Genomic DNA, 23,524 nt, shown 5'->3' on the forward strand with positions numbered 1-23,524 from the left:
TTCATGTCTCTTAAAAAGTTTATTGAAGACATCGAGCATCACTTTGAACCTGGTGGTAAACACGAGAAGTGGTTTGCCCTATATGAAGCAGCAGCAACGCTGTTTTATACGCCGGGTCTTGTAACAAAGAAAAGCTCACACGTTCGTGATAGCGTTGACCTAAAACGTATCATGATCATGGTTTGGTTCGCGGTATTCCCAGCAATGTTCTGGGGTATGTACAACGCGGGTGGCCAAGCTATCGCAGCATTGACTCACCTACACGCTGGTGACCAACTAGCGGCAGTAGTTGCAGGCAACTGGCACTACTGGCTGACTGAAATGTTTGGCGGAACCATCTCCGCTGATGCAGGCGTTGGCAGTAAGATGTTACTCGGTGCGACTTACTTCCTACCTATCTACGCAACGGTGTTTATCGTTGGTGGTTTCTGGGAAGTACTGTTCTGTATGGTGCGTAAGCACGAAGTGAACGAAGGTTTCTTTGTAACTTCTATCCTGTTTGCACTAATCGTTCCGCCAACACTACCTCTATGGCAAGCGGCACTAGGTATTACCTTCGGTGTTGTTGTTGCGAAAGAGATCTTCGGTGGTACAGGTCGTAACTTCCTAAACCCTGCTCTAGCAGGCCGTGCATTCCTATTCTTCGCATACCCAGCGCAAATCTCGGGTGACGTAGTATGGACTGCTGCTGACGGTTTCTCTGGTGCGACTGCGCTTAGCCAATGGGCTCAAGGTGGTAACGGTGCGCTTGTAAACACAGTTTCTGGTGCTCCTATCACTTGGATGGACGCTTTCATCGGTAACATCCCAGGTTCAATTGGTGAAGTATCGACGCTTGCTCTGATGATCGGTGCAGCGATGATCGTGTACATGCGAATCGCTTCATGGCGCATCATTGCGGGTGTAATGGTTGGTATGATCGCGACATCAACACTGTTTAACGTGATCGGTTCTGATACTAACCCTATGTTCAACATGCCATGGCACTGGCACCTAGTTCTGGGTGGTTTTGCATTCGGTATGTTCTTTATGGCGACAGACCCTGTATCTGCTTCATTTACTAACAAAGGTAAGTGGTGGTACGGAGCTCTAATCGGTGTAATGTGTGTTCTTATTCGTGTAGTTAACCCAGCGTACCCAGAGGGTATGATGCTGGCGATTCTATTCGCGAACCTGTTTGCACCTCTGTTCGACCACTTAGTTATCGAGAAGAACATCAAGCGGAGACAAGCACGCTATGGCAAGTAATAACGACAGCATTAAAAAGACGCTGGGTGTTGTTGTCGGGTTGAGCCTTGTTTGTTCAATCATCGTATCAACAGCAGCAGTAGGTCTACGCGATAAGCAAAAAGCTAACGCTGTACTAGATAAGCAATCTAAGATCGTTGAAGTTGCGGGCATTGATGCAGCAGGTAAGAAAGTACCTGAGCTATTTGCACAATACATTGAACCACGTTTGGTTGATCTAGAAACGGGTAATTTTGTCGAAACGGCTGCTAATGGCTCAAGCGCCGCTGAATTTGATCAGCGCGATGCGGCTAAAAACGCAGACCTATCTATCGCTTTATCTGCAGATGAAGACAAAGCTGACATTCGCCGCCGCGCTAACACAGCAGTGGTTTACCTAGTTAAAGATCAAGATGAAGTCGAAAAAGTTATCTTGCCTATGCACGGTAAGGGACTTTGGTCAATGATGTACGCCTTTGTTGCAGTCTCTACCGATGGTAACACTGTGACAGGTTTGACTTACTACGAGCAGGGTGAAACTCCTGGACTTGGTGGTGAAGTTGAAAACCCATCTTGGCGCGCTCAATGGGATGGTAAGAAACTGTTTGACGAAAACCACCAACCAGCTATCAAAGTGGTTAAAGGTGGTGCGCCAGCAGGTTCTGAGCATGGTGTTGACGGCCTATCAGGTGCGACACTAACTAGTAACGGTGTTCAACACACATTTGACTTCTGGTTAGGCGATATGGGCTTTGGTCCATTCCTAGCAAAAGTTCGTGACGGAGGTCTGAACTAATGTCTAGTGCACAAAATGTTAAAAAGAGCATTCTAGCGCCGGTATTGGATAACAACCCAATCGCGCTACAGGTTCTTGGTGTATGTTCTGCGCTTGCAGTAACTACTAAGCTAGAGACTGCGTTTGTTATGACGCTGGCAGTAACGTTTGTAACTGCTCTGTCTAACTTCTCGGTATCTCTAATCCGTAACCACATTCCTAACAGCGTACGTATCATCGTTCAGATGGCTATCATCGCATCGCTAGTAATCGTGGTAGACCAGGTGCTTAAAGCTTACCTATACGATATCTCTAAACAGCTATCGGTATTCGTAGGTCTTATCATCACGAACTGTATCGTAATGGGTCGTGCTGAAGCATTCGCAATGAAATCTGCGCCAATCCCATCTCTTATCGATGGTATCGGTAACGGCCTTGGTTACGGTTTCGTTCTTATCACTGTTGGCTTCTTCCGTGAGCTATTCGGTTCAGGCAAACTATTTGGTATGGAAGTCCTACCTCTAGTGAGCAACGGTGGTTGGTACCAGCCAAACGGCTTGATGCTTCTAGCGCCATCAGCATTCTTCCTAATCGGCTTCCTTATCTGGGTAATCCGTATTCTGAAACCAGAACAAGTAGAAGCGAAGGAGTAAGGACGTCATGGAACATTACATTAGTCTGTTAGTTAAATCGATTTTCATCGAAAACATGGCTTTGTCTTTCTTCTTAGGTATGTGTACGTTTCTTGCGGTATCTAAGAAGGTTAAGACCTCTTTTGGTCTAGGTGTAGCGGTTGTCGTTGTACTGACTATCGCAGTGCCAGTAAACAACCTTGTTTACAACCTAGTACTGAGAGAAAACGCTCTAGTTGAAGGTGTCGATCTTAGCTTCCTAAACTTCATCACCTTTATCGGTGTAATCGCAGCACTTGTACAGATCCTGGAAATGGTTCTAGACCGTTTCTTCCCACCTCTGTACAACGCGCTAGGCATCTTCCTACCGTTGATCACAGTAAACTGTGCGATCTTCGGTGGTGTATCTTTCATGGTACAGCGTGACTACAACTTTGCTGAATCTGTTGTTTACGGCTTCGGTTCTGGTATGGGTTGGATGCTAGCAATCGTTGCTCTTGCAGGTATCCGTGAGAAGATGAAGTACTCTGACGTACCTCCAGGTCTACGTGGTCTAGGCATCACGTTCATCACTGTAGGTCTAATGGCGTTAGGCTTTATGTCTTTCTCTGGTGTTCAACTGTAAGTCGGGTAAACCGCAACAATTAAGGAATAGTCAATGGACATTATTCTTGGTGTAGTGATGTTTACTCTGATCGTACTGGCTCTAGTACTAGTGATTCTTTTCGCTAAGTCTAAGCTTGTACCAACAGGTGACATTACAATTTCTGTGAACGACGACCCTAATTTGGCGATCGTTACACAACCAGGTGGTAAACTACTTAGCGCTCTTGCTGGCGCTGGTGTATTCGTTTCTTCTGCCTGTGGTGGCGGTGGCTCATGTGGTCAGTGTCGCGTAAAAGTTAAATCTGGTGGTGGTGACATTCTACCGACTGAACTTGACCATATTACTAAAGGTGAAGCTCGCGAAGGTGAACGTCTGGCATGTCAAGTTGCAATGAAAACGGACATGGACATCGAACTTCCAGAAGAAATCTTCGGCGTTAAGAAGTGGGAATGTACGGTTATCTCTAACGATAACAAAGCGACATTCATCAAAGAGCTTAAGCTACAAATCCCAGATGGCGAATCAGTACCTTTCCGTGCTGGTGGTTACATCCAGATTGAAGCACCTGCTCACCACGTGAAATACGCTGACTTCGATGTACCAGAAGAGTACCGCGAAGATTGGGACAAATTTAACCTGTTCCGCTATGAGTCTAAAGTAAACGAGGAGACAATCCGCGCTTACTCAATGGCTAACTACCCAGAAGAAGAAGGTATTATTATGCTGAACGTGCGTATCGCTACGCCGCCGCCTAATAATCCTGATGTACCACCTGGTATCATGTCTTCATACATCTGGTCTCTTAAAGAAGGCGACAAGTGTACGATTTCTGGTCCATTTGGTGAGTTCTTCGCTAAAGATACAGATGCTGAAATGGTATTCGTTGGTGGTGGTGCTGGTATGGCTCCAATGCGTTCGCACATCTTCGACCAACTTAAGCGTCTGAACTCTAAGCGTAAGATGTCTTTCTGGTACGGTGCGCGTTCTAAACGTGAAATGTTCTACGTAGAAGATTTCGATGGCCTACAAGAAGAGAACGACAACTTCGTTTGGCACTGTGCGCTATCTGATCCAATGCCAGAAGATAACTGGGATGGTTACACAGGCTTCATCCACAACGTATTGTACGAAAACTATCTGAAGGATCATGAAGCGCCTGAAGATTGTGAGTACTACATGTGTGGTCCACCGATGATGAACGCAGCGGTTATCGGCATGCTGAAAGATCTAGGTGTTGAGGATGAGAACATCCTACTTGATGACTTTGGCGGCTAAATTTCGGCGTATTTGAAGCTGTAGCGTTGTTGGTTTCATAAACCCAACCTGAAATCACATAGTCGATCTATGCTCATAGGATTGGGTTTACTTACCGCCTAGCTACAACTCCAACTACTGGAAATTAAACGTATGAAATGGCTGGCTAACTATAGTCAGCCATTGTTTTTTGTAAGTAATAAACCATAAACAGCAGTTGATATTGGCAATGGGTTTGAGACTCACCGATCCATTTTCAATATCAATTCAACAACAATGGGAGTAAACAAGTGAAAAAGTGGCTTGTTGCATTCGCTTCTCTATTGGTTTTGGCTGGTTGTGAACAGCCTGTAGAGCAAATTCATTTAAGTGGCCCGACGATGGGCACGTCGTACAACATCAAATACATTGAGCAAGATGGAATCCCTGATCCTAAAGCGCTGCAAACGGAAATTGACCGTTTGTTAGAGGAAGTGAATGACCAGATGTCGACGTATCGTAAAGATTCCGAACTGAGTCGTTTCAATCAACACCAGACGAGTGAACCGTTTGAGGTATCGACACAAACAGCGACGGTCGTGAAAGAAGCGATTCGTTTAAACGGTCTGACATTAGGTGCGCTTGACGTAACGGTTGGTCCACTGGTCAACTTATGGGGCTTTGGCCCGGAAGCTCGTCCGGATGTGGTTCCTTCAGACGAAGAGCTCGCGGAGCGAAAAGCGAATACCGGTATTCATCACTTAACTGTCGATGGGAACAAGTTGTCGAAAGATATCCCACATTTGTACGTTGATCTCTCTACCATCGCTAAAGGCTGGGGAGTTGATGTTATTGCTAACTATCTGCAATCTGAAGGTGTTGATAACTATATGGTTGAAGTTGGTGGTGAAATGCGTCTAAAAGGGGTGAACCGAGAAGGTGTTCCTTGGCGTATTGCTATTGAAAAACCGACCGTCGACGAACGCTCAATTCAAGAAATTATCGAGCCGGGTGATATGGCAATTGCAACAAGTGGTGACTATCGTAATTACTTTGAGAGCGATGGTGTGAGATACTCTCATATTATAAATCCGCAAACAGGCAAACCTATTCATCACAAAGTTGTGTCTGTTACGGTATTGGATAAATCGTCGATGACTGCTGATGGCCTAGCAACTGGCTTAATGGTGCTGGGTGAAGACAAAGGCATGGCTATCGCGAATGAAAATAACATTCCAGCCTTCATGATCGTTAAGACGGATGATGGCTTTAAAGAACTGGCTTCAGAAACCTACAAGCCGTTTATGAACAAATAACAACAGAAGTGAGCATGTTTGTATGAGTACATTTCTAATTACATTTGCTGTGTTTGTCGCTGTTATTGCGGCAATGGCAGTCGGCTATATCTTTCAGAAAAAAGTGGTGAAGGGCAGCTGTGGCGGTCTTGGTGCCGTAGGCATTGAAAAAGTGTGTAACTGCCCAGAGCCTTGTGACGCTCGTAAAAAGCGAGAAGCCCGTGAAGCCGCGCGCGCAGAAAAGCTGGCAGCTTGGGAAAAAGACCGTATCGCATAACTCGGTAAGGTTGTCGCACAATCATCGAATTTAAATAACCCGCCTTCGGCTGGGTTATTTTTTTATCGTCAGCCAGACAGGGTATATACTCTTGATAAGTATTCCTGTTAGGAGGCAGATATGGAAATGCATCAACATGGTATGACAGAGTTGTTTGAGCAGCTTGGCTTGGGCAGTTCACCAAGGGAAATTAAAGACTTTGTGAATAATCATCGACATAAACGCGACTCAGCACCGATATATGAAGCGAGTTTTTGGACAAATTCACAGTCAGCTTTCTTGAAGCAGGCAATAGAGGAAGACGCTGACTGGGCTGAGTTAGTCGATCAGCTAGACGTCATGTTGAGGGACTAGCTTAATATAATAACTGGCCAGTCAATGGCTTATCGAACCTTATGGATTTGGCGGTCAGTTAAGTGACTAAACTTTCATTTTCTTCGCGCATGAATTTATCTATACTGTATTTTTAAACAGTGTGATATGGGTTATGTCAGAGCGAATCAGAAAAATTATTCATGTCGATATGGATTGTTTTTATGCTGCCGTAGAGATGAGAGATAACCCAAACTACCGGAACATTGCACTGGCTGTCGGTGGCCATGAGAAGCAGCGTGGGGTCATTAGTACCTGCAATTATGAAGCGCGTAAATATGGTGTGCGCAGTGCGATGTCCACTGCCCGGGCGTTACAACTGTGCCCTAATCTTGTAGTCGTACCCGGACGGATGCACATTTACAAACAAGTGTCTCAGCAGATCCGAGCTATTTTTGAGCGCTATACCCCTATCATAGAACCGCTTTCTCTCGACGAAGCCTATTTAGATGTGACGGATGCAACAGCTTGTCATGGCTCCGCGACATTAATTGCTGAAGCCATTCGAAGTGATATCTGGAATGAGCTTGGCTTGACCGCTTCAGCCGGTGTCGCTCCAATCAAGTTTCTGGCGAAAGTCGCATCAGATATGAACAAGCCCAATGGCCAGTTTGTGATCCCTCCCGACAAAGTTCAGCAAGTCGTGGACAAATTACCATTGGAGAAAATTCCGGGTGTGGGCAAAGTCAGCTTGGAAAAACTGCATCAAGCGGGTTTCTACCTTTGTGAAGACATTAAAAACAGTGATTACCGAGAGTTGCTGCGTCGGTTTGGCCGTCAAGGTGCTTCGCTATGGAAACGGAGTCAGGGAATTGATGACAGAGAAGTGGTGGTTGAACGGGAGCGAAAGTCTGTCGGAGTCGAGCGCACGTTTAGCCAGAATATATCCACTTACGACGAATGCTGGCAGATCATTGAGAGCAAACTTTTTCCGGAACTCGAAAAGCGCCTCGAACGCGCAAGCCCGGATAAGTCGATCGTCAAGCAAGGCATAAAAGTGAAGTTTGCTGATTTTCAGCTGACAACCATAGAACACATCTACCCTCAGCTTGAGCTAAATGACTTCAAGGTATTGCTGAGAGACGTGCTCAAACGTCAGCAAGGGAGAGAAATACGCCTTTTAGGCCTGAGTGTGATGCTCAAGCCTGAAGTTCAAGCTCGTCAGCTTAGTTTTTTCTAAGGACGGTATTTAAGCCCGGCTCCTATTCCGAACCATTTCTTTAAGCTCGGACTTTACTCACCTGTTCGATGACTTTATCGAAGGATACATTCGCCATTGCGCCATAGCCGGACTTTTTCGTCGCTTTAAGCTGACTGATAAGCGGAGTACTGATCCCACATAAGAATCGGGCTACGGCCTCATTACTGATTGCTGTTGGAGATAATTGCACAAACTCGTTCACCCAGGAGACGATCTGTTTGTGCTCGGGGATTTCATTTTCCTGAGCCGGAAACGCAGCCACTTGTCCGCGACACACCGAACAATGACCACATTGAGTCGGCGCGTTGTGATCCGCAAAGTAGTGTGCGAGCTGATAGCTTAAGCAATCTGACGATTGGAACAAGTTGAGCATGGTATGAATACGCTCGATATCTTTGTGCTCTTTAGATTGAAACAGGTCGTAAAGGTGTTGTTCCAGCGTCTCCGAGCTTTGTTGAGTCGGAAGAACCGCGTACACATCGGTTAATTGTTTACTCTCCAATTCAATCCAGCCGTTTTGATGAAAGTAATCCAGTGCGGCGACGACTCGGCTTCGTTCTGACTGATAGTGCATCCAGAGTGCGTCTAAATCTACCTGACACCATACTTTAGCTTTTGTTGAGCAGGTGAATATGGCTTCTACAAACTGGCGTCTTTCACCTTGAAACTGATTAAGGATAAATTGCTGGTCTTGGAGAAACTTAAAGCGATACTCGGCAAAGTAGCTGTATTTCGCCTCGATGACTTTCTCTAACTCCAAATACACCAGCAGGGTTTTAAGTGGTAACTGACGTATATTACTTTCACGAGACAGGCGCAGCGGCACGATTTCCCACTGTGGAGCATGTTCCCGGGCTTGCTCTAAAACATACCTGATAGAGGTGCGCTCTGGCGTATCACCATAAACAAAGTTCTCCAGTACGGTTAAGCCAGACGTATTGCCGAGGAGAATACATTCAGAGCGTTGACCATCACGTCCTGCCCGTCCAATTTCCTGTGCGTAGTTCTCGATTGATTTCGGCAGGTCGAAGTGGATCACACGGCGGATATCTGACTTATCCACGCCCATACCAAACGCGATCGTCGCCACAATGCAGTCAATTTGGCTCTGCATAAATTGCTGCTGAATTTGTTCTCGAACGTCGCTTTTCATCCCAGCATGATAAGCATGGGCGTTAATTCCGATGTGGATAAGCGCTTTTGCCACCTGCTCGGCAGTTTGTTGTTGAGTCACATACACAATGGTTGGCAGGGTAGGTTGTGTCGCGACGATGCGGTTAAGCTGGGTCTGTTTCTCGGATTCTGTGCACGGAATGACTGAGATATCCAAGTTTGGGCGGTAGAAGCCCGTGACGGTAATATTCTTACTGGCAATATTGAATTTCTGCTGCATGTCGTTAATAACTGCAGGTGTTGCCGTAGCAGTAAGCAACAGAGTTTGAGGAATATTCAACTCACTCTGATATTGCGGTAGCTTCAGGTAATCGGGACGGAAGTTATGTCCCCATTCAGAGATACAGTGTGCTTCGTCTACGACCATTAGTGATATCGGGATCTGGCGTATAAACTCACGGAATCGTTCGTTCTTGAGCCGCTCGACTGAAATCATTAGAATTTTTATCTGACCATTTTTCACCCCTGCCATTACTTGCTGAGATTCTTCCCGACTTTGGCTACTGTCAATTGACGCGGCCGCAATGCCTTTACTTTGTAAAAAGTTAAGCTGGTCTTTCATTAACGCAAGGAGTGGCGAAATCACCAGCGTCAGATTTGGCAGTTGCGTTGCGGGCAACTGATAACAAAGTGATTTCCCTGAACCGGTTGGAAATATGGCCGCTGCAGAGTCCCCATTCATGACTGCTTCAATGACTGGTTGCTGACCAGAGCGTAATGAGTCAAAACCAAACACAGATTGAAGAGTTTGCTGAAATGGTAGACTTTGCATAATAGGGAAACCTTTCTTTGATGATAAACTAGAGCACATTAACATATCCTGATTGTATAACGCGCGTCCAAAAAGTATGAACAAAGCCGAGTTAGTCCAAATTATCACTCAGCAGTTAGAAGAAAAGCTGCAAATTGCGCACGCTTCTACCCAAAGAGCCATCGATGCCGCGACGGATGAAGAGACTGTTCCTGAACACAAGTACGACACACTGGCGTTAGAGGCGTCTTACCTTGCTCATGGTCAGGCAATGCGCGTTCAGGAGAGTGAACAAGAGTTGCAGCAGTACCGTTCGCTAGTCATTCGAGACTTTACGGATGCACCGATTGGCGTCGGGGCTTTTGTCTTGCTCGAAGACGATGATTTGCATGAAAAGTGTTTTTTCATCGGCCCTTGCTCTGGTGGTTTAACGGTGGAGTGGCAAGGTAAGCACGTCTTTGTCTTAACGGCGAAATCCCCACTTGGTCGAGCACTGGTAGGGAAAGAAGAAGGGGAGGATGTTGATGTTAAAATTGGCGATAAAACAATGGGTTATTCGGTGGTGACGGTTTTCTGACATCAAATCTATAACCCAGTGTTATGTTTAACAGTAGTAAAGTTGGATAAAAGAGAAAGACATGAAGAAACTTCTTACACTTTCATTGCTGGTAGTGAGTGCTTCTGGCTATACAGCGCAGTGTCGTGTGGACATCAACAATGAAGTTCGTATGGATGGACAGAGTTTGGAAATTCATCAATCCACTGGTGATACAGCGGTTGTCGATGAACAAAACAACCTGTTTATTAAAGGGGAGCAAGTCGAACTCGATGCCGATCAGAAAGCGGCGATTGAAGGCTACCGTGAGAACATGAATGCATACATCCCTCAGGCTAAACAATTAGCGAGTGATGGTTTAGAACTGGCAAATGCCATCATTGATGACGTCGCTGAGAGTTTGGATGCCCCTGGTGCTTTTGATAATGTGAAAGCTTCAGTACAAGCGTTTTTTGCCGACGTAGAAGCTCGCTACTACAAAGACGGTGACTTTATTCTGCCAGCGGAAAGCTTTGAATCGATGACACAAAGCTGGACAGACGATTTTGCTAAAGCTCAGGAGATCTTCAACAAAGAATTCTTAGCCAGTGCGTTTGAGGCACTATCCAAGAAGATGCAAGAAGAAGATGGTCTTAACCTGACGGCACTGTCTGAAAGTATGGCGGAGCTGAGTGCTAAAGTGGAACAACGCATCAATGAACACTCGAAAGGCATAGAGCAGAAAGCAGAAAAAATGTGTGACTCTCTGGATGATATGGCAGAGCAGGAGGAAAACGTCCTGAGGAAAATCCCTGAGTTGAAAGATTATCGAGTCTTTACCATTTAAACTCTGCACATAATCAAAGAGAGCGCCGACGTGCGCTCTCTTACTAAAAGTAATCGCCTAAATTCCCCATAAACCTGATGCCTTGCTCTCAAGCATTTATTCTCCTCTATCTCTCAACATTTAATGACGGTGACTTGTATTACGACGGAAAAAATTGAGATGTACGTAATACTTTACAAACCGAATGTCTGCTGATTGTTCTTGTTGTCGAGTATTTAACCTGGTTCCTCTTGCTGATTAGTTGATATTTCTATAATGTACTAGTTAGCTAGTTCATTGATATATTGTGTGAGTGGTATGACACAACAAACTTCTTCTCAGCCTCGCGAGCATTTTGGCTCTCGTCTCGGATTCATTTTAGCTGCAGCTGGTGCGGCAGTGGGCCTGGGAAATATTTGGGGCTTCCCTACGCAAGCTGCCAGTAATGGTGGCGGTGCATTCTTGTTAGTTTACTTAGTGATGATTCTTATCGTTGCTTTTCCAATGCTTGTGGTTGAAATGGCGATTGGTCGTCATGGCCAGGCGAACCCTGTCGACAGTATGCGTGCGTTGACCCATAACTCTGTCGGTAAAAGATTTGGCGGCATGGTTGGTTGGATCGGCCTGAGTGTACCAAGTGCGGTACTTGCATTTTATTCTATTGTTGGTGGCTGGTTGATCTGCTTTTTACTTGGCGCGATCACAGACATCATGGGTCTGGAAGCCATTACTGCCTGGTTCAAAGGGTTCAGTGTAGAGCGCAATCTGTTTGGTACGATTACTTTTTATATTCTTACTGTTTTGATCGTACAAGGTGGCGTTAAACAAGGTATTGAAAAGTGGTCAACACGCTTAATGCCAGCACTGTTCGTTTTGTTTGCATTGCTGTTTGTCTACATCATGACGCAAAACGGCGCGATGGAAGGCCTTAAACACTACCTTGTACCGGATTTTGACAAGATTTGGGACAGAAAGCTTATCCTGGCTGCAATGGGTCAGGGCTTCTTCTCTCTGACCATTGGTGGCTGTTCAATGCTGATTTACGGTTCTTACTTAAGTAAGAAAGAGAACCTGCCTAAAATGGCGATGAACGTAACTCTAGTGGACACTGCCGTGGCCTTTATCGCTGGTCTGGTTGTCATGCCTGCGATGTTTGTTGCCATGCAAAAAGGCGTGCAGATTTACGCAGAAGATGGTTCGCTCCTTAGCTCAGATACGTTGGTATTTACTGTACTGCCGTTGATGTTTGATAGCTTGGGCTTACTTGGCCAGTTATTCGCGATCGTGTTCTTTTTACTACTGACCATTGCCGCGCTGACATCATCAATTTCGATGCTTGAGTGTCCGGTCGCGCTGGTAAGTGAACGCTTTAATACCAAACGCAGCGGAACCAGCTGGGTTCTTGGTGGCTTGATTGCTCTATTCAGTGTCGTGATTGTGTATAACTTCGGCGCTATGTTCGGCTTGGTGGCAACCGTGGCGACTCAGTACTTACAACCAACGGCGGCGTTACTGTTCTGTCTGTTTGGTGGCTGGGTATGGAGCCGTAACTCGAAGATTAAAGAGCTTGAACAAGGCTTTCCAGAGTTTACTCTAGGCTGGTTTGGTAAAGTATGGCCAGCTTACGTGAAGTTTGTTTGTCCGGTGCTTGTGGCTACCGTTATCTGGGCTTCATTCGGATAATCGACTGACTCAGAGATAAAAGAAAAGGGCTTGATGATCGATCATCAAGCCCTTGTTTGTATTGTTGTGGTTAGTTAACGTATTAACGGAACTGACCGGCTTCCGGAAGAAAGTCAAAACCCGCCGTTGCCAGCTTTGCTTCCAGCGCTGAGCGGTCAATATCAAAGAAAGCTACTAGCTTATCCAAATCACCGCCGAAATCATCACGCAGCTTCATGTTGACGATGCTCATCAGCATCACAGGATCCATAGATTCAAAGTTCGCCAGATTCATTACTTATCCTCAAAATCAGAAATCAGTAAGTTTGCCGCAGCAAATGCTGCTGCTTCACGAGTTTCTTGCGGTAGTGACTCGTTTGCTGCAACGTCATTCAGCGCTTTTAATGCACAAGAAATTGCTTGAGGCACATAAGCTTGATCGCCACTGCCGATTTGAGCGTAAAGCTCACGAACCAATTCACAACAGCCGTATACTTGCATTGCATAATCCTTAAAAGTGATAACTGTTGTCAAATATACACATAGCCGTTTTGAAACTCAAAGCAGAGACTTGTCTTGCCTCAATTTGTGGGTGGTGTTGAGCATGGTTTAATCAATGGGGGAGTCTATAAGTATAAAAAAGGGCTGACCGAAGCCAACCCTTTCAAGCAATAAGACCAGTTTAGTTGTTACTGAAGTTGAGTTTTAATGTGCTCAACGATATCAGCCATTGCAACTGCTGTTTTCTCACCAGAACGACGGTTCTTGTACTCGAAGTTACCTTCTTTCATTGAACGATCGCCGATAATGATAGTATGCGGTACGCCTACCAGTTCCATATCAGAGAACATAACGCCTGGACGTTCTTTACGATCATCAAATAGGACTTCGATACCCATTGCGGTCAGTTCTGCGTACAGCTTCTCAGCCGCTTCTTTCACTTCTTCTGACTTGTGCATGTTCATCGGTACGATTGCTACCTGGAACGGTGCAAGCGCGTCTGGCCAGATGATACCGTACTTATCGTGGTTCTGTTCAATTGCCGCAGCAACAACGCGTGAAACACCTATACCGTAACAGCCCATCTCCAGAATAACGTTTTTACCGTCTGGACCAAGCACACCACAGTTCATCTTCTCAGAGTAGTTCTTACCTAGCTGGAAGATGTGACCGACTTCGATACCGCGTTTAAGCTGCAGGGTACCTTTACCACACGGGCTTGGGTCACCTTCAACAACGTTACGTAGATCTTCAACCTGACCAAGTTCCACGTCGCGACCCCAGTTGATACCGAAGTAGTGTTTATCGTCGATGTTAGCACCGCCGCCGAAGTCACTCATTACCGCGACGCTGCGATCAACGATGAATGGCAGTTTAAGGCCAACCGGACCAAGTGAACCTGGACCTGCGCCGACAAGAGCACGAATCTCTTCTTCTGTCGCCATTTCTAATGGAGCTGCGACTTGTGGAAGGTTCTCAGCTTTTACTTCGTTCAGTTCATGGTCGCCACGAACAAGCAGGGCAATGATCGGTGCATCAACTTCATCAGACGCTTTAACAAACAGTGTCTTGATGGTTTTCTCGATTGAAAGACCGTGTTGTTCTACCAGTTGCGCGATGGTTTTCGCATTTGGTGTGTCTACCAGCGTCATCTCTTGAGTTGGCGCTGGAGCAGAATCGGCTGGTGCCAATGCTTCTGCTTTTTCAAGGTTTGCTGCGTAGTCTGACTCTGTAGAGAAGGCGATAAGGTCTTCACCACTTTCAGCCAGTACGTGGAATTCTTGAGAGCCGCTACCACCAATGGCACCGCTATCTGCAAGGACTGGACGGTAATCCAGCCCCATACGATCGAATGCTTTACAGTAGGCATCGTGCATCGAATCGTATGTCTTTTGCAGACCTTCTTTATCGATATCGAAGCTGTAAGCATCCATCATCGAGAACTCACGAGAACGCATTACGCCAAAACGTGGACGTCGTTCATCACGGAATTTGGTCTGGATCTGGTACAGGTTCAGAGGAAGTTGTTTGTAAGAGTTTACCTCGTTACGCACCAAGCTGGTGATCACTTCTTCAGCGGTCGGGCTAAGAACAAACGGACGTTCATGACGGTCAGTAAAGCGAAGCAGTTCAGGACCCATTTTCTCGCTGCGGCCTGTCTCTTCCCAAAGTTCAAACGGCTGAACAACGGGCATCAAAGTTTCGATAGCACCTGCATTGTCGATCTCTTGACGAACGATGTTTTCGACTTTACGCAGCACACGTAGACCAGTAGGTAGCCAGGTGTATAGACCTGAAGCCAGCTTACGGATCATACCTGCACGTAGCATGAGCTGGTGGCTCACTACTTCTGCGTCGTTTGGAGTCTCCTTCAGAGTAGAAAGAAGATAATTACTGGTACGCATTAAATTTATCCGTTTATTTAAGTTAGTTACTCATGTCAGTACCGACGAGAGTATGAAGGTCCCACAATGGGAAATTTGTTAGCCGCCTATAATATCAGCCAAATCGCTCTGTCAAAAGCTTTCGATCGCGGTAACCGTGATTAAGTTGTCTGTAACCGTAAACTTGACGTTTAATTCGAACAAATTTACCGCATATTCTTTGCTGTCCGGCTTGTTTTTCTTGTACGCCGGACGAGGATCCTGCGCTAAGACTTGTTCGATCACTGACAGTACATGATCAGTATCGTATCGCTTTTTTACCATCGCCAATGCTGGTGATGACAGTGCTTGCGAGGAAAAAGTGACCTGCGCCTTTTCGGGTTCTTCCCCCGCATAACCTCCTTGCGCATCTGGAATCGAATCCGAGTAGGGGATGTAGGGCTTGATGTCGACAATCGGTGTGCCATCAACCAAATCGACGCTGCCTAGCTCTAGATAGATTTGGTCACCTTGCTTGGTGACTCCCTTTACTTCCACCGCCGACATACCAATACCATTTGGCCGAAAAGTAGAGCGAGAAGCAAACACACCGACTCTTTCATTGCCACCTAAACGTGGCGGCCTGACTGTTGGCTTCCAGCCTGCCTCTAAATTTTGATCAAACAGAAACAGTAACCACACATGAGAAAACTGTTCTAACCCCCTGACTGCTTCAGGGTTATTTGCTTCTCCTAAAAGTTTCACTCTTGCTGTTGCTGCAGGCACTAAACGTGGCTGGCGAGGGACCGCAAACTTCTCTTTGTAAGGCGTTTCAATGATGCCAATTGGCTCAATGGAATACATAGTGACCATCTTTAACAATTCGTTTAGCAGAAAAAATATCACAAATTTCTCTTGCTTTTCTTTTTGATAATGATTATTAATTAAAATGTTATAACATAACAGTTGTCTTGAGAGGAAAATACGATGAAATCACGCATTCATCCTGAATATCGCCCGGTGGTATTCCACGACACCAGCGTAGATAAATATTTTGTTGTTGGTTCAACCCTTAAAACTGACCGGACCATTAAATGGGAAGATGGTAAAACGTACCCTTATATGACTTTAGATGTGTCGTCAGAATCTCACCCGTATTACACCGGTAAACAGCGCGTGGTCCAAGCAGAAGGGCGGATCGCTAACTTTAATCGTCGTTTTGGGCAATTTACTCATTAATAAGGAGAAAGAGATGAAAGTGGTTAAGTCATTAAAGAGCGCGAAAAGCCGCCACCCTGATTGCCAGATTGTGAAGCGCAGAGGACGCCTCTACGTCATTTGTAAAACTAACCCGAGATTCAAGGCTGTGCAAAAGTAGCAATATATATTATTGCGGTTGATTATCACCTTGTTTAATTGATAGTGTTGATTTATGCATTATTTAAGGATAAAAAAACTACCTTTGTTATTTAAAGTAGTTGAAAATTTGTCTATATTTTACAATTTGTAACGTTTTTGACTTTTAATTGACTGTTCTCTCAAGTACCCTTCGCTCGCTTTTTGACATCTTTGTCACATTTGCATAGGAATAAAAACAAGGAGGGAACAGATGAGTTCATCTGCTTCAATTAAACAAAACACGCCTAAGAAGCCGCTTTTTACGCGTTTCTTAGATACTGTCGAATATTTGGGGAACCTATTACCCCACCCGATCACACTATTTGCCATTTTCTGTTTAGCCATTTTGGTGATGTCGGGTATAGCTGGTTACTTCGAAGTTTCAGTAATGGACCCTCGTCCAGAGGGTGCAAGTGGTCGTTCCGCGGATGGTATGATCCACGTTGTCAGCTTACTTAATGCTGATGGCTTACAACTTATCGTTACTAACTTAGTGAAGAACTTTGTTGGTTTCGCTCCGTTAGGCACGGTACTAGTAGCAATGCTTGGTGTTGCTATCGCGGAATACTCAGGCCTACTTTCTGCTGCAATGCGCGGTCTGGTAATGGGTGCTTCTCAGCGCATGGTTACAGTGACGGTCGTTTTTGCAGGTATCATTTCAAACACGGCATCTGAGCTTGGCTACGTGGTACTTATTCCACTGGCAGCCATGCTTTTCCACTCATTAGGTCGTCATCCTCTTGCTGGTCTTGCTGCTGCATTTGCTGGTGTATCTGGTGGTTACTCTGCAAACCTACTTATCGGTACGGTTGATCCACTGCTTTCAGGCATCACTGAAACTGCAGCGCAAATGATCGACCCAACCTACACGGTAGGCCCAGAAGTAAACTGGTACTTCATGTTTGTGTCTACTTTCTTCATTGCGATTACTGGTGCGTTTGTTACTGAGAAAATCGTTGAGCCAAAACTTGGCAAGTACAATGAAGAAGAAGCCGCAGAAGATTTGTCTAATGACAAAATGGGTGGTCTGACAGACCTAGAGAAGAAAGGTCTGAAAATAGCAGGTATTGCTGTTCTGGCAGTCTCAGCACTATTGGCTTGGACAATCGTTCCAGAAAACGGTGTTCTACGCTCTGACGCGGGTACTATTGCAGGTTCACCATTCCTGAAAAGTATTGTTGCTTTCATCTTCGTATTCTTTGCTATTCCTGGCTTTGTATACGGTAAAGTGGTAGGCACAATGAAAACTGACCGTGATGTTATCGATGCGATGTCTAAATCGATGTCTTCTATGGGCATGTACATCGTACTGGTATTCTTCGCTGCTCAGTTTGTTGCTTTCTTTAAATGGACGAACTTTGGTCAGGTATTCGCCGTTGCGGGTGCAGATTTCCTACAAAGCATCGGTCTGACTGGTCCAATGTTATTCTTCGCATTCATCCTAATGTGTGGCTTTATTAACCTGATGATCGGTTCTGCATCGGCACAGTGGGCAGTAACAGCGCCAATTTTCGTACCAATGCTTATGCTTGTGGGTTACGCTCCTGAAACCATTCAGGCGGCTTACCGTATCGGTGACTCGACAACCAACATCATCACACCAATGATGAGCTACTTTGGTCTGATCCTAGCGGTTGCAACTCGCTACATGAAGAACCTGGGTATCGGTACGTTAATCGCGACTATGCTACCTTACTCAATCTGCTTTATCGTAGGTTGGAGTGTGCTGTTCTACCTATGGGTCTTCGTATTTGGTCTACCGGTAGGTCCTGGCGCGGCGACGTATTACACGCCTTAATTTATACCGCTCCTCACACAGCTCTAAAAAAGCCTGCGAAGTTCGCAGGCTTTTTTGTCATCGAATTTTTATCACGGATATTGGACTAACGCTTAGCGAGAATCCTGTCCAGGTGATTGGCAAATTCTCGACGTTCTGTTTGTGACAGGGAAGCGGGACCGCCGGTTTGAATACCGCTAGAACGCATCGTATCCATAAAATCACGAATATTCAGGCGTGCTTTAATGGTGTCTTTGGTGTAAAGCTCTCCGCGGGAACTTAATGCCAGTGCACCTTTGTCGATGACTTCATCTGCAAGTGGGATATCAGAAGTAATGACCAAGTCATTGGCCTCCACACGTCGAACAATTTCATTATCCGCAATATCAAAACCTGCCGGTACTTGAAGCGAATGAATGTTGGCTCGTTTCGGAACCGGTACTATGTGGTTGGCAACAAAAGTGCATTCAACACCCGTTCGTTCAGCTGCACGAACAATGGTCTCTCTAATCACCTTCGGGCAAGCGTCTGCATCTACCCAAAGCTTCATGACTTTTTCTCGCTCAGCTTTGCTTCCAGCTCTTCTATGCGAGCGGTCAGTTGTGCGACGGTATTCTCAAGCATAGTCAGGCGATCTTCTTCCGACGTTTTCTGAGCGGCGACTTCTATTTTTGGAACACGATTCGCGCTTTTCCAGCTCTTAATCGTAGCGATTAATGCGGGCATCGGAACAGGCGTTCTCATGCGTGCTTTAACTAGAGCCACACTTGGTTCTTTGCCTTCTTGCTGAAGCTGCTCTAAAACGGCTTCCAGTTCTTTAGTGACGTCTTGCGTTAACATTTTTAATCCTTAACAACGATATTGTTATCATAATACGTTGAGCGGTTAAATTTAGCGAATGGCAATTTGGATTGTGTCTTGTAAGAGATCTCTTACATGGCTTGTGAGAGAAAACGATTTCGTTAGCAGATAAACAGAAAGTAAAGTCACTAACGTATTGATAGTTAATGTTTTAACATTAAGTTAACATTGAGGCCATGAAAAAATGTTAGCTGGCATGATTGTGATTGCAAAGGAAAAGAGTAGATTAAACCTTGTCGGAAGGAAAAAGACACGGAACAGGAAAGTACCACGGACTTGGTTATCGTCAGGAAGACGATTTGGTCACTCAGGATGGGTGAGCAAGCAAGGAGCACTGGACATTGTAAGGACACGATCATCAATAGGATGTTGATGACAAAGGATAGACAATGGACCCCTCATAGGATTGAGGTAGGACAGCATCAGGACGATGCAATGGACACCGCTCAAGGAACAAGTGAAGTGTGCTAACGGGGAATGTTGGCTATCAGGATTGATAAGGACACCGCTAGGACGGCGACGTAAGGACTGGACTGATGGAATCAGTCACTATTATGGATGATGCATGGAGCATTATTTAGTAGCCGGACTGCTGCGAGTAAGATCATGACCCCGATACATCAGTGTCGGGGTTTTTCTTATTTTAAGTACATGCTTTAAATTTGGTCAGTAAGAACGTCACTGATAAAAAGAGTCGATTAATCAAGCTCGAATGACTGATACGACCAGAGGTAAGAAATGGCTCAGATCTGACAAGATTATCGGACTTTTCTTACGCAGCATTTAGTGACTTTAATAAAATTAATATCATAAGATAAGATTAATAAAAGAATAAATTGCGACGTAACATATTGTTATTAAGGCAATTTAATATAATACCCTTTCCTATCAGTTGGTTAACTTTTGGCTTTTCTACAAGGTTTTATGCCCCGCAGTTGATGAATCGTATCGTTAGAGTACGCGATGTGCGGGTATTTTTGGTTTGTTGTAATCAAGGAAAAGATGTGGCCATAGTGACCAGAAGAATGCTTCTTCTACCCTACGATGAGTCGTTACAACTTGAGTTCGTAATGCTTAACTGCTGTGCGAAAAATCGCGCCGAAATGAACGGTCCGCATACTGTAGCGTCTGCTAAACAGCTATTTGAAAAAATACTCGATGATAGAAATATTTATAGTCTGGCGGTACTTGAAAGCACCAGCCGCGATTATATGGGGCATATATTTATTTCTCAGCTCGACTCGGAGCCCGAGTTAGGATTTATCTTTGATAAAGCGTATTGGGGGAGAGGGTTGGCGACAGAAGCGTTAAAGGCTTTCTTCCCAAAAGCTTGTCGGGAATTAGGACTGAGTAAAGTCACCGCTAACGTTAACAGCAGTCATCACGCTTCATTGGCGGTTTTGGAAAAATTAGGCTTTATGGTAACCCGAGAAAGTAAGGACTTATACGGCCCTTACTTTGAAATGACCTTTACAAGCGATGAGGCGGTAGGTGAAAGCTCAGCGGCCTAAACCCAACCATGGTTAATTCCCCTTGGTAACAGTCGTCGCCAAGGGATGAAAATTCAAATTGATACACCGTATGCCAACGCCAGAGTCCATCTGGCGTTTTTAGTTTGTGCGCACCAAAAGCGATACTCACCAATTGGAGATCCAACTGATCACATTTGCGTGTTATTGCTGCCTTCGCCAGTTCAGATTGACGTCGCTGTTGCCAAAATAGAAAACAGAAAAAGCACAGTCCCAATATTGCCAGTAGATCTCCGATCATCCTTAATCCTTCACTAACGCTTTGTTGCTTGCTGTAAATTGACCAGAGCACGGGTCAATTCTTCCGATGGACTGGAGTGCAGCAATGGCAGCAATACCATTCGCAGTTCTGGCAACATGACTAAATCGGCGAACAGTTGATTAAACAACGCTTGATTGCCTGTTTGTGCCAGACGCAGCAAAAATTGCTCTGCGATCTCGCTGTCTGCTAACAGATGCCATGCACGGCCTGCAATGCCGATAAGTACTTCTTGGTGGCTGAGGCGAGGGCTTTGCAAAATCGCTTTTAATACGGGCAGAGCAATCTCTTTTGGTGCGCCTGCTAACGCGCGAATGAGGGCAGACAGTAAGAACAGATCGGGGTCGTTACTTTCTATCTCTTTGTGGGCTTTTTCAGCGATGCGTTCAGCAAGGCGCTCTTGAAGGTCTACGTGTTCTAACGCCCCTAACAGTGCATATAAAGGCTCGTTAGGTAGGTGATGAATGGCTTTACGCAGCGCTACAGCATTTTGCTCCTGACCTAATCGGGCTGCCATGTCGGTAATCCCTTGCAAACCGACAGTTTGCCAGTTTTCCCAGCCTAGACCGCCGGAGAAATAGTGCTGTGTATGCTCGTAATACTGGCTGGTGGGTAAATCCAAGCTCGAGCGAATTAAGCTGTGAAACACCGCCATTTTATCTTCTGAAGGTTTGAAGGTGTATGGGTTGTTGGACAGTTTTTGTTGCTGTTCTTCGGACATCTCCTCATTCAGGCGTGTCCCCATGGCTTCAACAACGTATTTAATGAAGTTACCAATATCCGCTTGTTTCAGTAGTCCGCGCTCATCGAGTTCAAACTTAAGAAACCAAATCCAAGGTTGTTTTTGCTCATTCCAGTAGGCGATGGCCAGGTGTGCTTTGCGCTGCATCGGGAATGGGTACGGGCATTGTCCTTGTTCCACATCGGCAAAGACTTGTGGATCAATGGTCTTGATGCGACGACCTAGATCGAAGATTTGATATTCACAGTTACTGTTGTTCAGCAACTGAGTGAGGGTATGAATGTTTTCCATTAAATACGACGTCCTAACGTTCTTTTCACAAGAGATGGTATCATTCTTGGCTAATTCAAGGTTCGAAATGTAAAAGTTAATGACTACAAGCACAAAACTGGCGGAATTACTTCATCAACTTGAAGCGCAGCTGCACAAGCACCAGCTTTGGCAACAAACGATGCCATCGCCACAAGCATTACAAAGCGTGGAGCCGTTCGCGATAGATACTCTGCATCCGCATGAGTGGCTACAGTGGGTATTTATTGCCCGAATGCGAATTTTGCTAGAAAGTAACCAGCCTTTGCCACGTGGTTTTTCAATGGAACCCTATTTTTCAGAGGCATGGAAACAAGAGCCGCAATACGCTGAGCTACTGGTAACCATCCGAACTATCGACGAACTATGTAAGTAACCTCAATGTCAGAACAAGAAACATCACACGTTATTACTCCAGTAGAATTGGAGATTGTTTTTCAAGATGAATACTTTGTCGCGGTGAACAAGCCTGCGGGTATGCTGGTACATCGTAGTTGGTTAGACAAACACGAAACTCAGTTTGTTATGCAGACATTGCGTGATCAAATTGGCCAGCATGTTTTTCCTTTGCACCGTTTAGATCGACCAACATCTGGAGTCCTGGTGTTTGCGATTTCCAGCGAGGTGGCGTCTCAGGTGATGCCGATGTTTGCTGAGCATAAAATGGAAAAGACCTATCATGCCATTGTAAGAGGCTGGATTGAGGAAGCGGGGGTTTTAGATTACGCGCTTAAAGTTGAACTGGACAAGATCGCGGATAAATTTGCTTCACAGGAAAAAGAAGCACAAGAGGCGGTTACAGCGTATAAACCTCTGGCGAAAGTTGAAGTGCCGTATTCGACAGGGAAATTTCCAACCACACGTTACTGTTTAGTGGAAATGCAGCCAAAGACGGGTCGCAAACACCAACTTCGTCGTCATATGGCGCACCTACGCCACCCAATCGTAGGCGATACTTCCCATGGTGATGGTAAACACAACAAGTTGTATCGAACTGAATTTGATTCTCATCGCTTGTTATTGCATGCATCAGAGCTTCGTTTTGTTCATCCGTTTACCGATCAAGAGATAGTGATCAAAGCTAATTTTGATGAGACGTGGCAGCAGTTATTTGCTCGATTTGAATGGGATGAAGCTCTGGTTAGCTCAATGAGTTAATCACTTCGTTTAGTGTAAAAACGAAAAAGGGGTTGGTTACGATACCAGCCCCTTTCTGATTCCTGAGAATTTAAAGCGTTACTTAAGCTTTTCGAGATCCGCTTCGATCTCGGCGATCTTACTGGACACGACTTTTTCCAGATGACGAAGGTCAGACAAAATTTTCTCTTTGACGTCCAATTCTGGCATTTTTGTTGGTTTGGTTATTTTGTTCAGTTCATCGATAACTAAGGTGAGGTTGCGATTAATTTCTGTGACTTCTTTGTATTGGTGACTGCCACTGTCGACAAGTACATTTTTTATTTGGCGAGGGTATTTAAATTTGACACTTTTGGCGAAGAGTTCGCCTTTTTGTTTTTGGAAGTAGATTTTTAGCACATCTTTATGTGCCTCTTGGCGAAGGGAATAACGTTCAATCTGTTTTGGGTCTTGGATGCCCAAACCAGTGAGGTGTGGAAACATAGGCTACCTCTGTATACTGAAATGATATCAGTATTACTTTAGCAGCCTATGTACGTGCTAGATAGCTGATAATTGGTTAAATTACTCAACTTGTGGGCAA

28 protein-coding genes are annotated in these 23,524 nt (G+C 45.3%); 18 read left to right on the forward strand and 10 right to left on the reverse strand.

The window, feature by feature from the left end; all coding sequences use genetic code 11:
* The first annotated feature begins 3 nt into the window (after positions 1–3).
* The 9 genes from RXX31_RS08950 (at position 4) to dinB (ending at position 7,598) form a co-directional block, all read left to right on the forward strand.
* Complete coding sequence (locus RXX31_RS08950; RefSeq protein WP_317588829.1) at positions 4–1,248, forward strand: NADH:ubiquinone reductase (Na(+)-transporting) subunit B; 1,245 nt, start codon at positions 4–6, stop codon at positions 1,246–1,248.
* The gene (locus RXX31_RS08955; RefSeq protein WP_317588830.1) at positions 1,238–2,023 is read left to right on the forward strand and encodes a Na(+)-translocating NADH-quinone reductase subunit C; all 786 of its coding nucleotides are present in this window, start codon (positions 1,238–1,240) and stop codon (positions 2,021–2,023) included. Before RXX31_RS08950 ends, RXX31_RS08955 begins: the two co-directional genes overlap by 11 nt.
* Positions 2,023–2,655: an NADH:ubiquinone reductase (Na(+)-transporting) subunit D gene (locus tag RXX31_RS08960; protein ID WP_237315166.1), complete on the forward strand. Its 633-nt coding sequence runs from the start codon at positions 2,023–2,025 to the stop codon at positions 2,653–2,655. The genes RXX31_RS08955 and RXX31_RS08960 overlap by 1 nt, the downstream gene beginning before the upstream one ends.
* A 7-nt stretch (positions 2,656–2,662) precedes the next feature.
* The gene (nqrE, locus tag RXX31_RS08965) at positions 2,663–3,259 is read left to right on the forward strand and encodes an NADH:ubiquinone reductase (Na(+)-transporting) subunit E (protein WP_317588831.1); all 597 of its coding nucleotides are present in this window, start codon (positions 2,663–2,665) and stop codon (positions 3,257–3,259) included.
* A 33-nt stretch (positions 3,260–3,292) separates the two neighbouring features.
* The gene (gene nqrF / locus RXX31_RS08970) at positions 3,293–4,516 is read left to right on the forward strand and encodes an NADH:ubiquinone reductase (Na(+)-transporting) subunit F (protein WP_317588832.1); all 1,224 of its coding nucleotides are present in this window, start codon (positions 3,293–3,295) and stop codon (positions 4,514–4,516) included.
* Positions 4,517–4,785: 269 nt separating this feature from the next.
* Entirely contained in the window at positions 4,786–5,790 is a 1,005-nt protein-coding gene (locus RXX31_RS08975; protein ID WP_317588834.1) for an FAD:protein FMN transferase, read from the forward strand.
* Positions 5,791–5,812: 22 nt separating this feature from the next.
* Positions 5,813–6,046 carry a (Na+)-NQR maturation NqrM gene (nqrM, locus tag RXX31_RS08980; protein WP_005436655.1) on the forward strand — a complete coding sequence of 78 codons (234 nt, stop codon included), beginning with the start codon at positions 5,813–5,815 and terminating at the stop codon, positions 6,044–6,046.
* Positions 6,047–6,166: 120 nt separating this feature from the next.
* Complete coding sequence (locus RXX31_RS08985) at positions 6,167–6,400, forward strand: DUF2789 domain-containing protein (protein WP_317588837.1); 234 nt, start codon at positions 6,167–6,169, stop codon at positions 6,398–6,400.
* A 133-nt stretch (positions 6,401–6,533) separates the two neighbouring features.
* Positions 6,534–7,598, forward strand: coding sequence for a DNA polymerase IV (gene dinB, locus RXX31_RS08990; protein ID WP_317588838.1), 1,065 nt, complete (start codon positions 6,534–6,536; stop codon positions 7,596–7,598).
* A gap of 40 nt (positions 7,599–7,638) precedes the next feature.
* Here dinB and RXX31_RS08995 read toward each other — a convergent pair whose 3' ends face one another.
* Positions 7,639–9,564, reverse strand: coding sequence for a RecQ family ATP-dependent DNA helicase (locus RXX31_RS08995; protein ID WP_317588839.1), 1,926 nt, complete (start codon positions 9,562–9,564; stop codon positions 7,639–7,641).
* Positions 9,565–9,640: 76 nt separating this feature from the next.
* Here RXX31_RS08995 and RXX31_RS09000 point away from each other — a divergent pair, with 76 nt between their 5' ends.
* The 3 genes from RXX31_RS09000 (at position 9,641) to RXX31_RS09010 (ending at position 12,587) form a co-directional block, all read left to right on the forward strand.
* Complete coding sequence (locus tag RXX31_RS09000; protein ID WP_317588841.1) at positions 9,641–10,120, forward strand: GreA/GreB family elongation factor; 480 nt, start codon at positions 9,641–9,643, stop codon at positions 10,118–10,120.
* Positions 10,121–10,181: 61 nt separating this feature from the next.
* Positions 10,182–10,925: a YggN family protein gene (locus RXX31_RS09005; protein ID WP_317588843.1), complete on the forward strand. Its 744-nt coding sequence runs from the start codon at positions 10,182–10,184 to the stop codon at positions 10,923–10,925.
* Positions 10,926–11,222: 297 nt separating this feature from the next.
* Positions 11,223–12,587, forward strand: coding sequence for a sodium-dependent transporter (locus RXX31_RS09010; protein ID WP_317588845.1), 1,365 nt, complete (start codon positions 11,223–11,225; stop codon positions 12,585–12,587).
* Between the two features lie 82 nt (positions 12,588–12,669).
* On the opposite strand, the gene RXX31_RS09015 is transcribed toward RXX31_RS09010, so the two are convergent.
* From RXX31_RS09015 to tsaA, 4 genes are all read right to left on the reverse strand, one after another.
* On the reverse strand, positions 12,670–12,861 hold the full coding sequence (locus RXX31_RS09015; RefSeq protein ID WP_176291752.1) for a DUF4250 domain-containing protein: 192 nt from the start codon (positions 12,859–12,861) through the stop codon (positions 12,670–12,672).
* Positions 12,861–13,067 carry a YaeP family protein gene (locus tag RXX31_RS09020; protein ID WP_118119123.1) on the reverse strand — a complete coding sequence of 69 codons (207 nt, stop codon included), beginning with the start codon at positions 13,065–13,067 and terminating at the stop codon, positions 12,861–12,863. Before RXX31_RS09020 ends, RXX31_RS09015 begins: the two co-directional genes overlap by 1 nt.
* A gap of 188 nt (positions 13,068–13,255) precedes the next feature.
* Positions 13,256–14,971, reverse strand: a complete 1,716-nt coding sequence (locus RXX31_RS09025) for a proline--tRNA ligase (protein WP_317588848.1) — start codon at positions 14,969–14,971, stop codon at positions 13,256–13,258.
* A gap of 111 nt (positions 14,972–15,082) precedes the next feature.
* The gene (tsaA, locus tag RXX31_RS09030; protein WP_317588849.1) at positions 15,083–15,793 is read right to left on the reverse strand and encodes a tRNA (N6-threonylcarbamoyladenosine(37)-N6)-methyltransferase TrmO; all 711 of its coding nucleotides are present in this window, start codon (positions 15,791–15,793) and stop codon (positions 15,083–15,085) included.
* 123 nt (positions 15,794–15,916) lie between these two features.
* Between tsaA and RXX31_RS09035 the strand changes: the two genes are divergently transcribed.
* From RXX31_RS09035 to RXX31_RS09045, 3 genes are all read left to right on the forward strand, one after another.
* A complete protein-coding gene (locus tag RXX31_RS09035) occupies positions 15,917–16,168 on the forward strand; it encodes a type B 50S ribosomal protein L31 (RefSeq protein WP_317588850.1) in 252 nt (83 codons plus the stop codon).
* Positions 16,169–16,181: 13 nt separating this feature from the next.
* Positions 16,182–16,307 (forward strand): type B 50S ribosomal protein L36, encoded by a 126-nt coding sequence (ykgO, locus tag RXX31_RS09040; protein ID WP_005380299.1) that lies wholly within the window; start codon positions 16,182–16,184, stop codon positions 16,305–16,307.
* Between the two features lie 231 nt (positions 16,308–16,538).
* Positions 16,539–18,125 carry an AbgT family transporter gene (locus RXX31_RS09045; RefSeq protein WP_317588853.1) on the forward strand — a complete coding sequence of 529 codons (1,587 nt, stop codon included), beginning with the start codon at positions 16,539–16,541 and terminating at the stop codon, positions 18,123–18,125.
* Between the two features lie 85 nt (positions 18,126–18,210).
* Here the strand turns inward: RXX31_RS09045 and RXX31_RS09050 are convergent, their stop codons facing one another.
* Positions 18,211–18,654 carry a YaiI/YqxD family protein gene (locus RXX31_RS09050; protein WP_317588854.1) on the reverse strand — a complete coding sequence of 148 codons (444 nt, stop codon included), beginning with the start codon at positions 18,652–18,654 and terminating at the stop codon, positions 18,211–18,213.
* Positions 18,651–18,944: a hypothetical protein gene (locus RXX31_RS09055; RefSeq protein ID WP_317588855.1), complete on the reverse strand. Its 294-nt coding sequence runs from the start codon at positions 18,942–18,944 to the stop codon at positions 18,651–18,653. The genes RXX31_RS09050 and RXX31_RS09055 overlap by 4 nt, the downstream gene beginning before the upstream one ends.
* 1,046 nt (positions 18,945–19,990) lie before the next feature.
* Between RXX31_RS09055 and RXX31_RS09060 the strand changes: the two genes are divergently transcribed.
* Positions 19,991–20,476, forward strand: coding sequence for a GNAT family N-acetyltransferase (locus RXX31_RS09060; protein WP_317589336.1), 486 nt, complete (start codon positions 19,991–19,993; stop codon positions 20,474–20,476).
* Here the strand turns inward: RXX31_RS09060 and RXX31_RS09065 are convergent.
* Positions 20,436–20,735 carry a DUF3301 domain-containing protein gene (locus tag RXX31_RS09065; protein ID WP_317588857.1) on the reverse strand — a complete coding sequence of 100 codons (300 nt, stop codon included), beginning with the start codon at positions 20,733–20,735 and terminating at the stop codon, positions 20,436–20,438. The two genes, RXX31_RS09060 and RXX31_RS09065, sit on opposite strands and share 41 nt — an antisense overlap.
* A 13-nt stretch (positions 20,736–20,748) precedes the next feature.
* Complete coding sequence (locus tag RXX31_RS09070) at positions 20,749–21,786, reverse strand: DUF3549 family protein (protein WP_317588858.1); 1,038 nt, start codon at positions 21,784–21,786, stop codon at positions 20,749–20,751.
* A 79-nt stretch (positions 21,787–21,865) separates the two neighbouring features.
* Between RXX31_RS09070 and RXX31_RS09075 the strand changes: the two genes are divergently transcribed.
* Together RXX31_RS09075 and truC are read left to right on the forward strand one after the other, a co-directional pair.
* Positions 21,866–22,180, forward strand: coding sequence for a YqcC family protein (locus RXX31_RS09075; protein WP_317588859.1), 315 nt, complete (start codon positions 21,866–21,868; stop codon positions 22,178–22,180).
* 5 nt (positions 22,181–22,185) lie between these two features.
* Positions 22,186–22,962, forward strand: a complete 777-nt coding sequence (gene truC, locus RXX31_RS09080) for a tRNA pseudouridine(65) synthase TruC (protein ID WP_317588861.1) — start codon at positions 22,186–22,188, stop codon at positions 22,960–22,962.
* 78 nt (positions 22,963–23,040) lie between these two features.
* Here truC and RXX31_RS09085 read toward each other — a convergent pair whose 3' ends face one another.
* Positions 23,041–23,424 (reverse strand): DUF3461 family protein, encoded by a 384-nt coding sequence (locus RXX31_RS09085; protein ID WP_317588862.1) that lies wholly within the window; start codon positions 23,422–23,424, stop codon positions 23,041–23,043.
* Positions 23,425–23,524 lie beyond the last annotated feature (100 nt).

Origin of the sequence: Vibrio sp. EA2 (assembly GCF_033042495.1) — a bacterium.
In the GTDB taxonomy this organism is placed as follows: Bacteria; Pseudomonadota; Gammaproteobacteria; order Enterobacterales; family Vibrionaceae; genus Vibrio.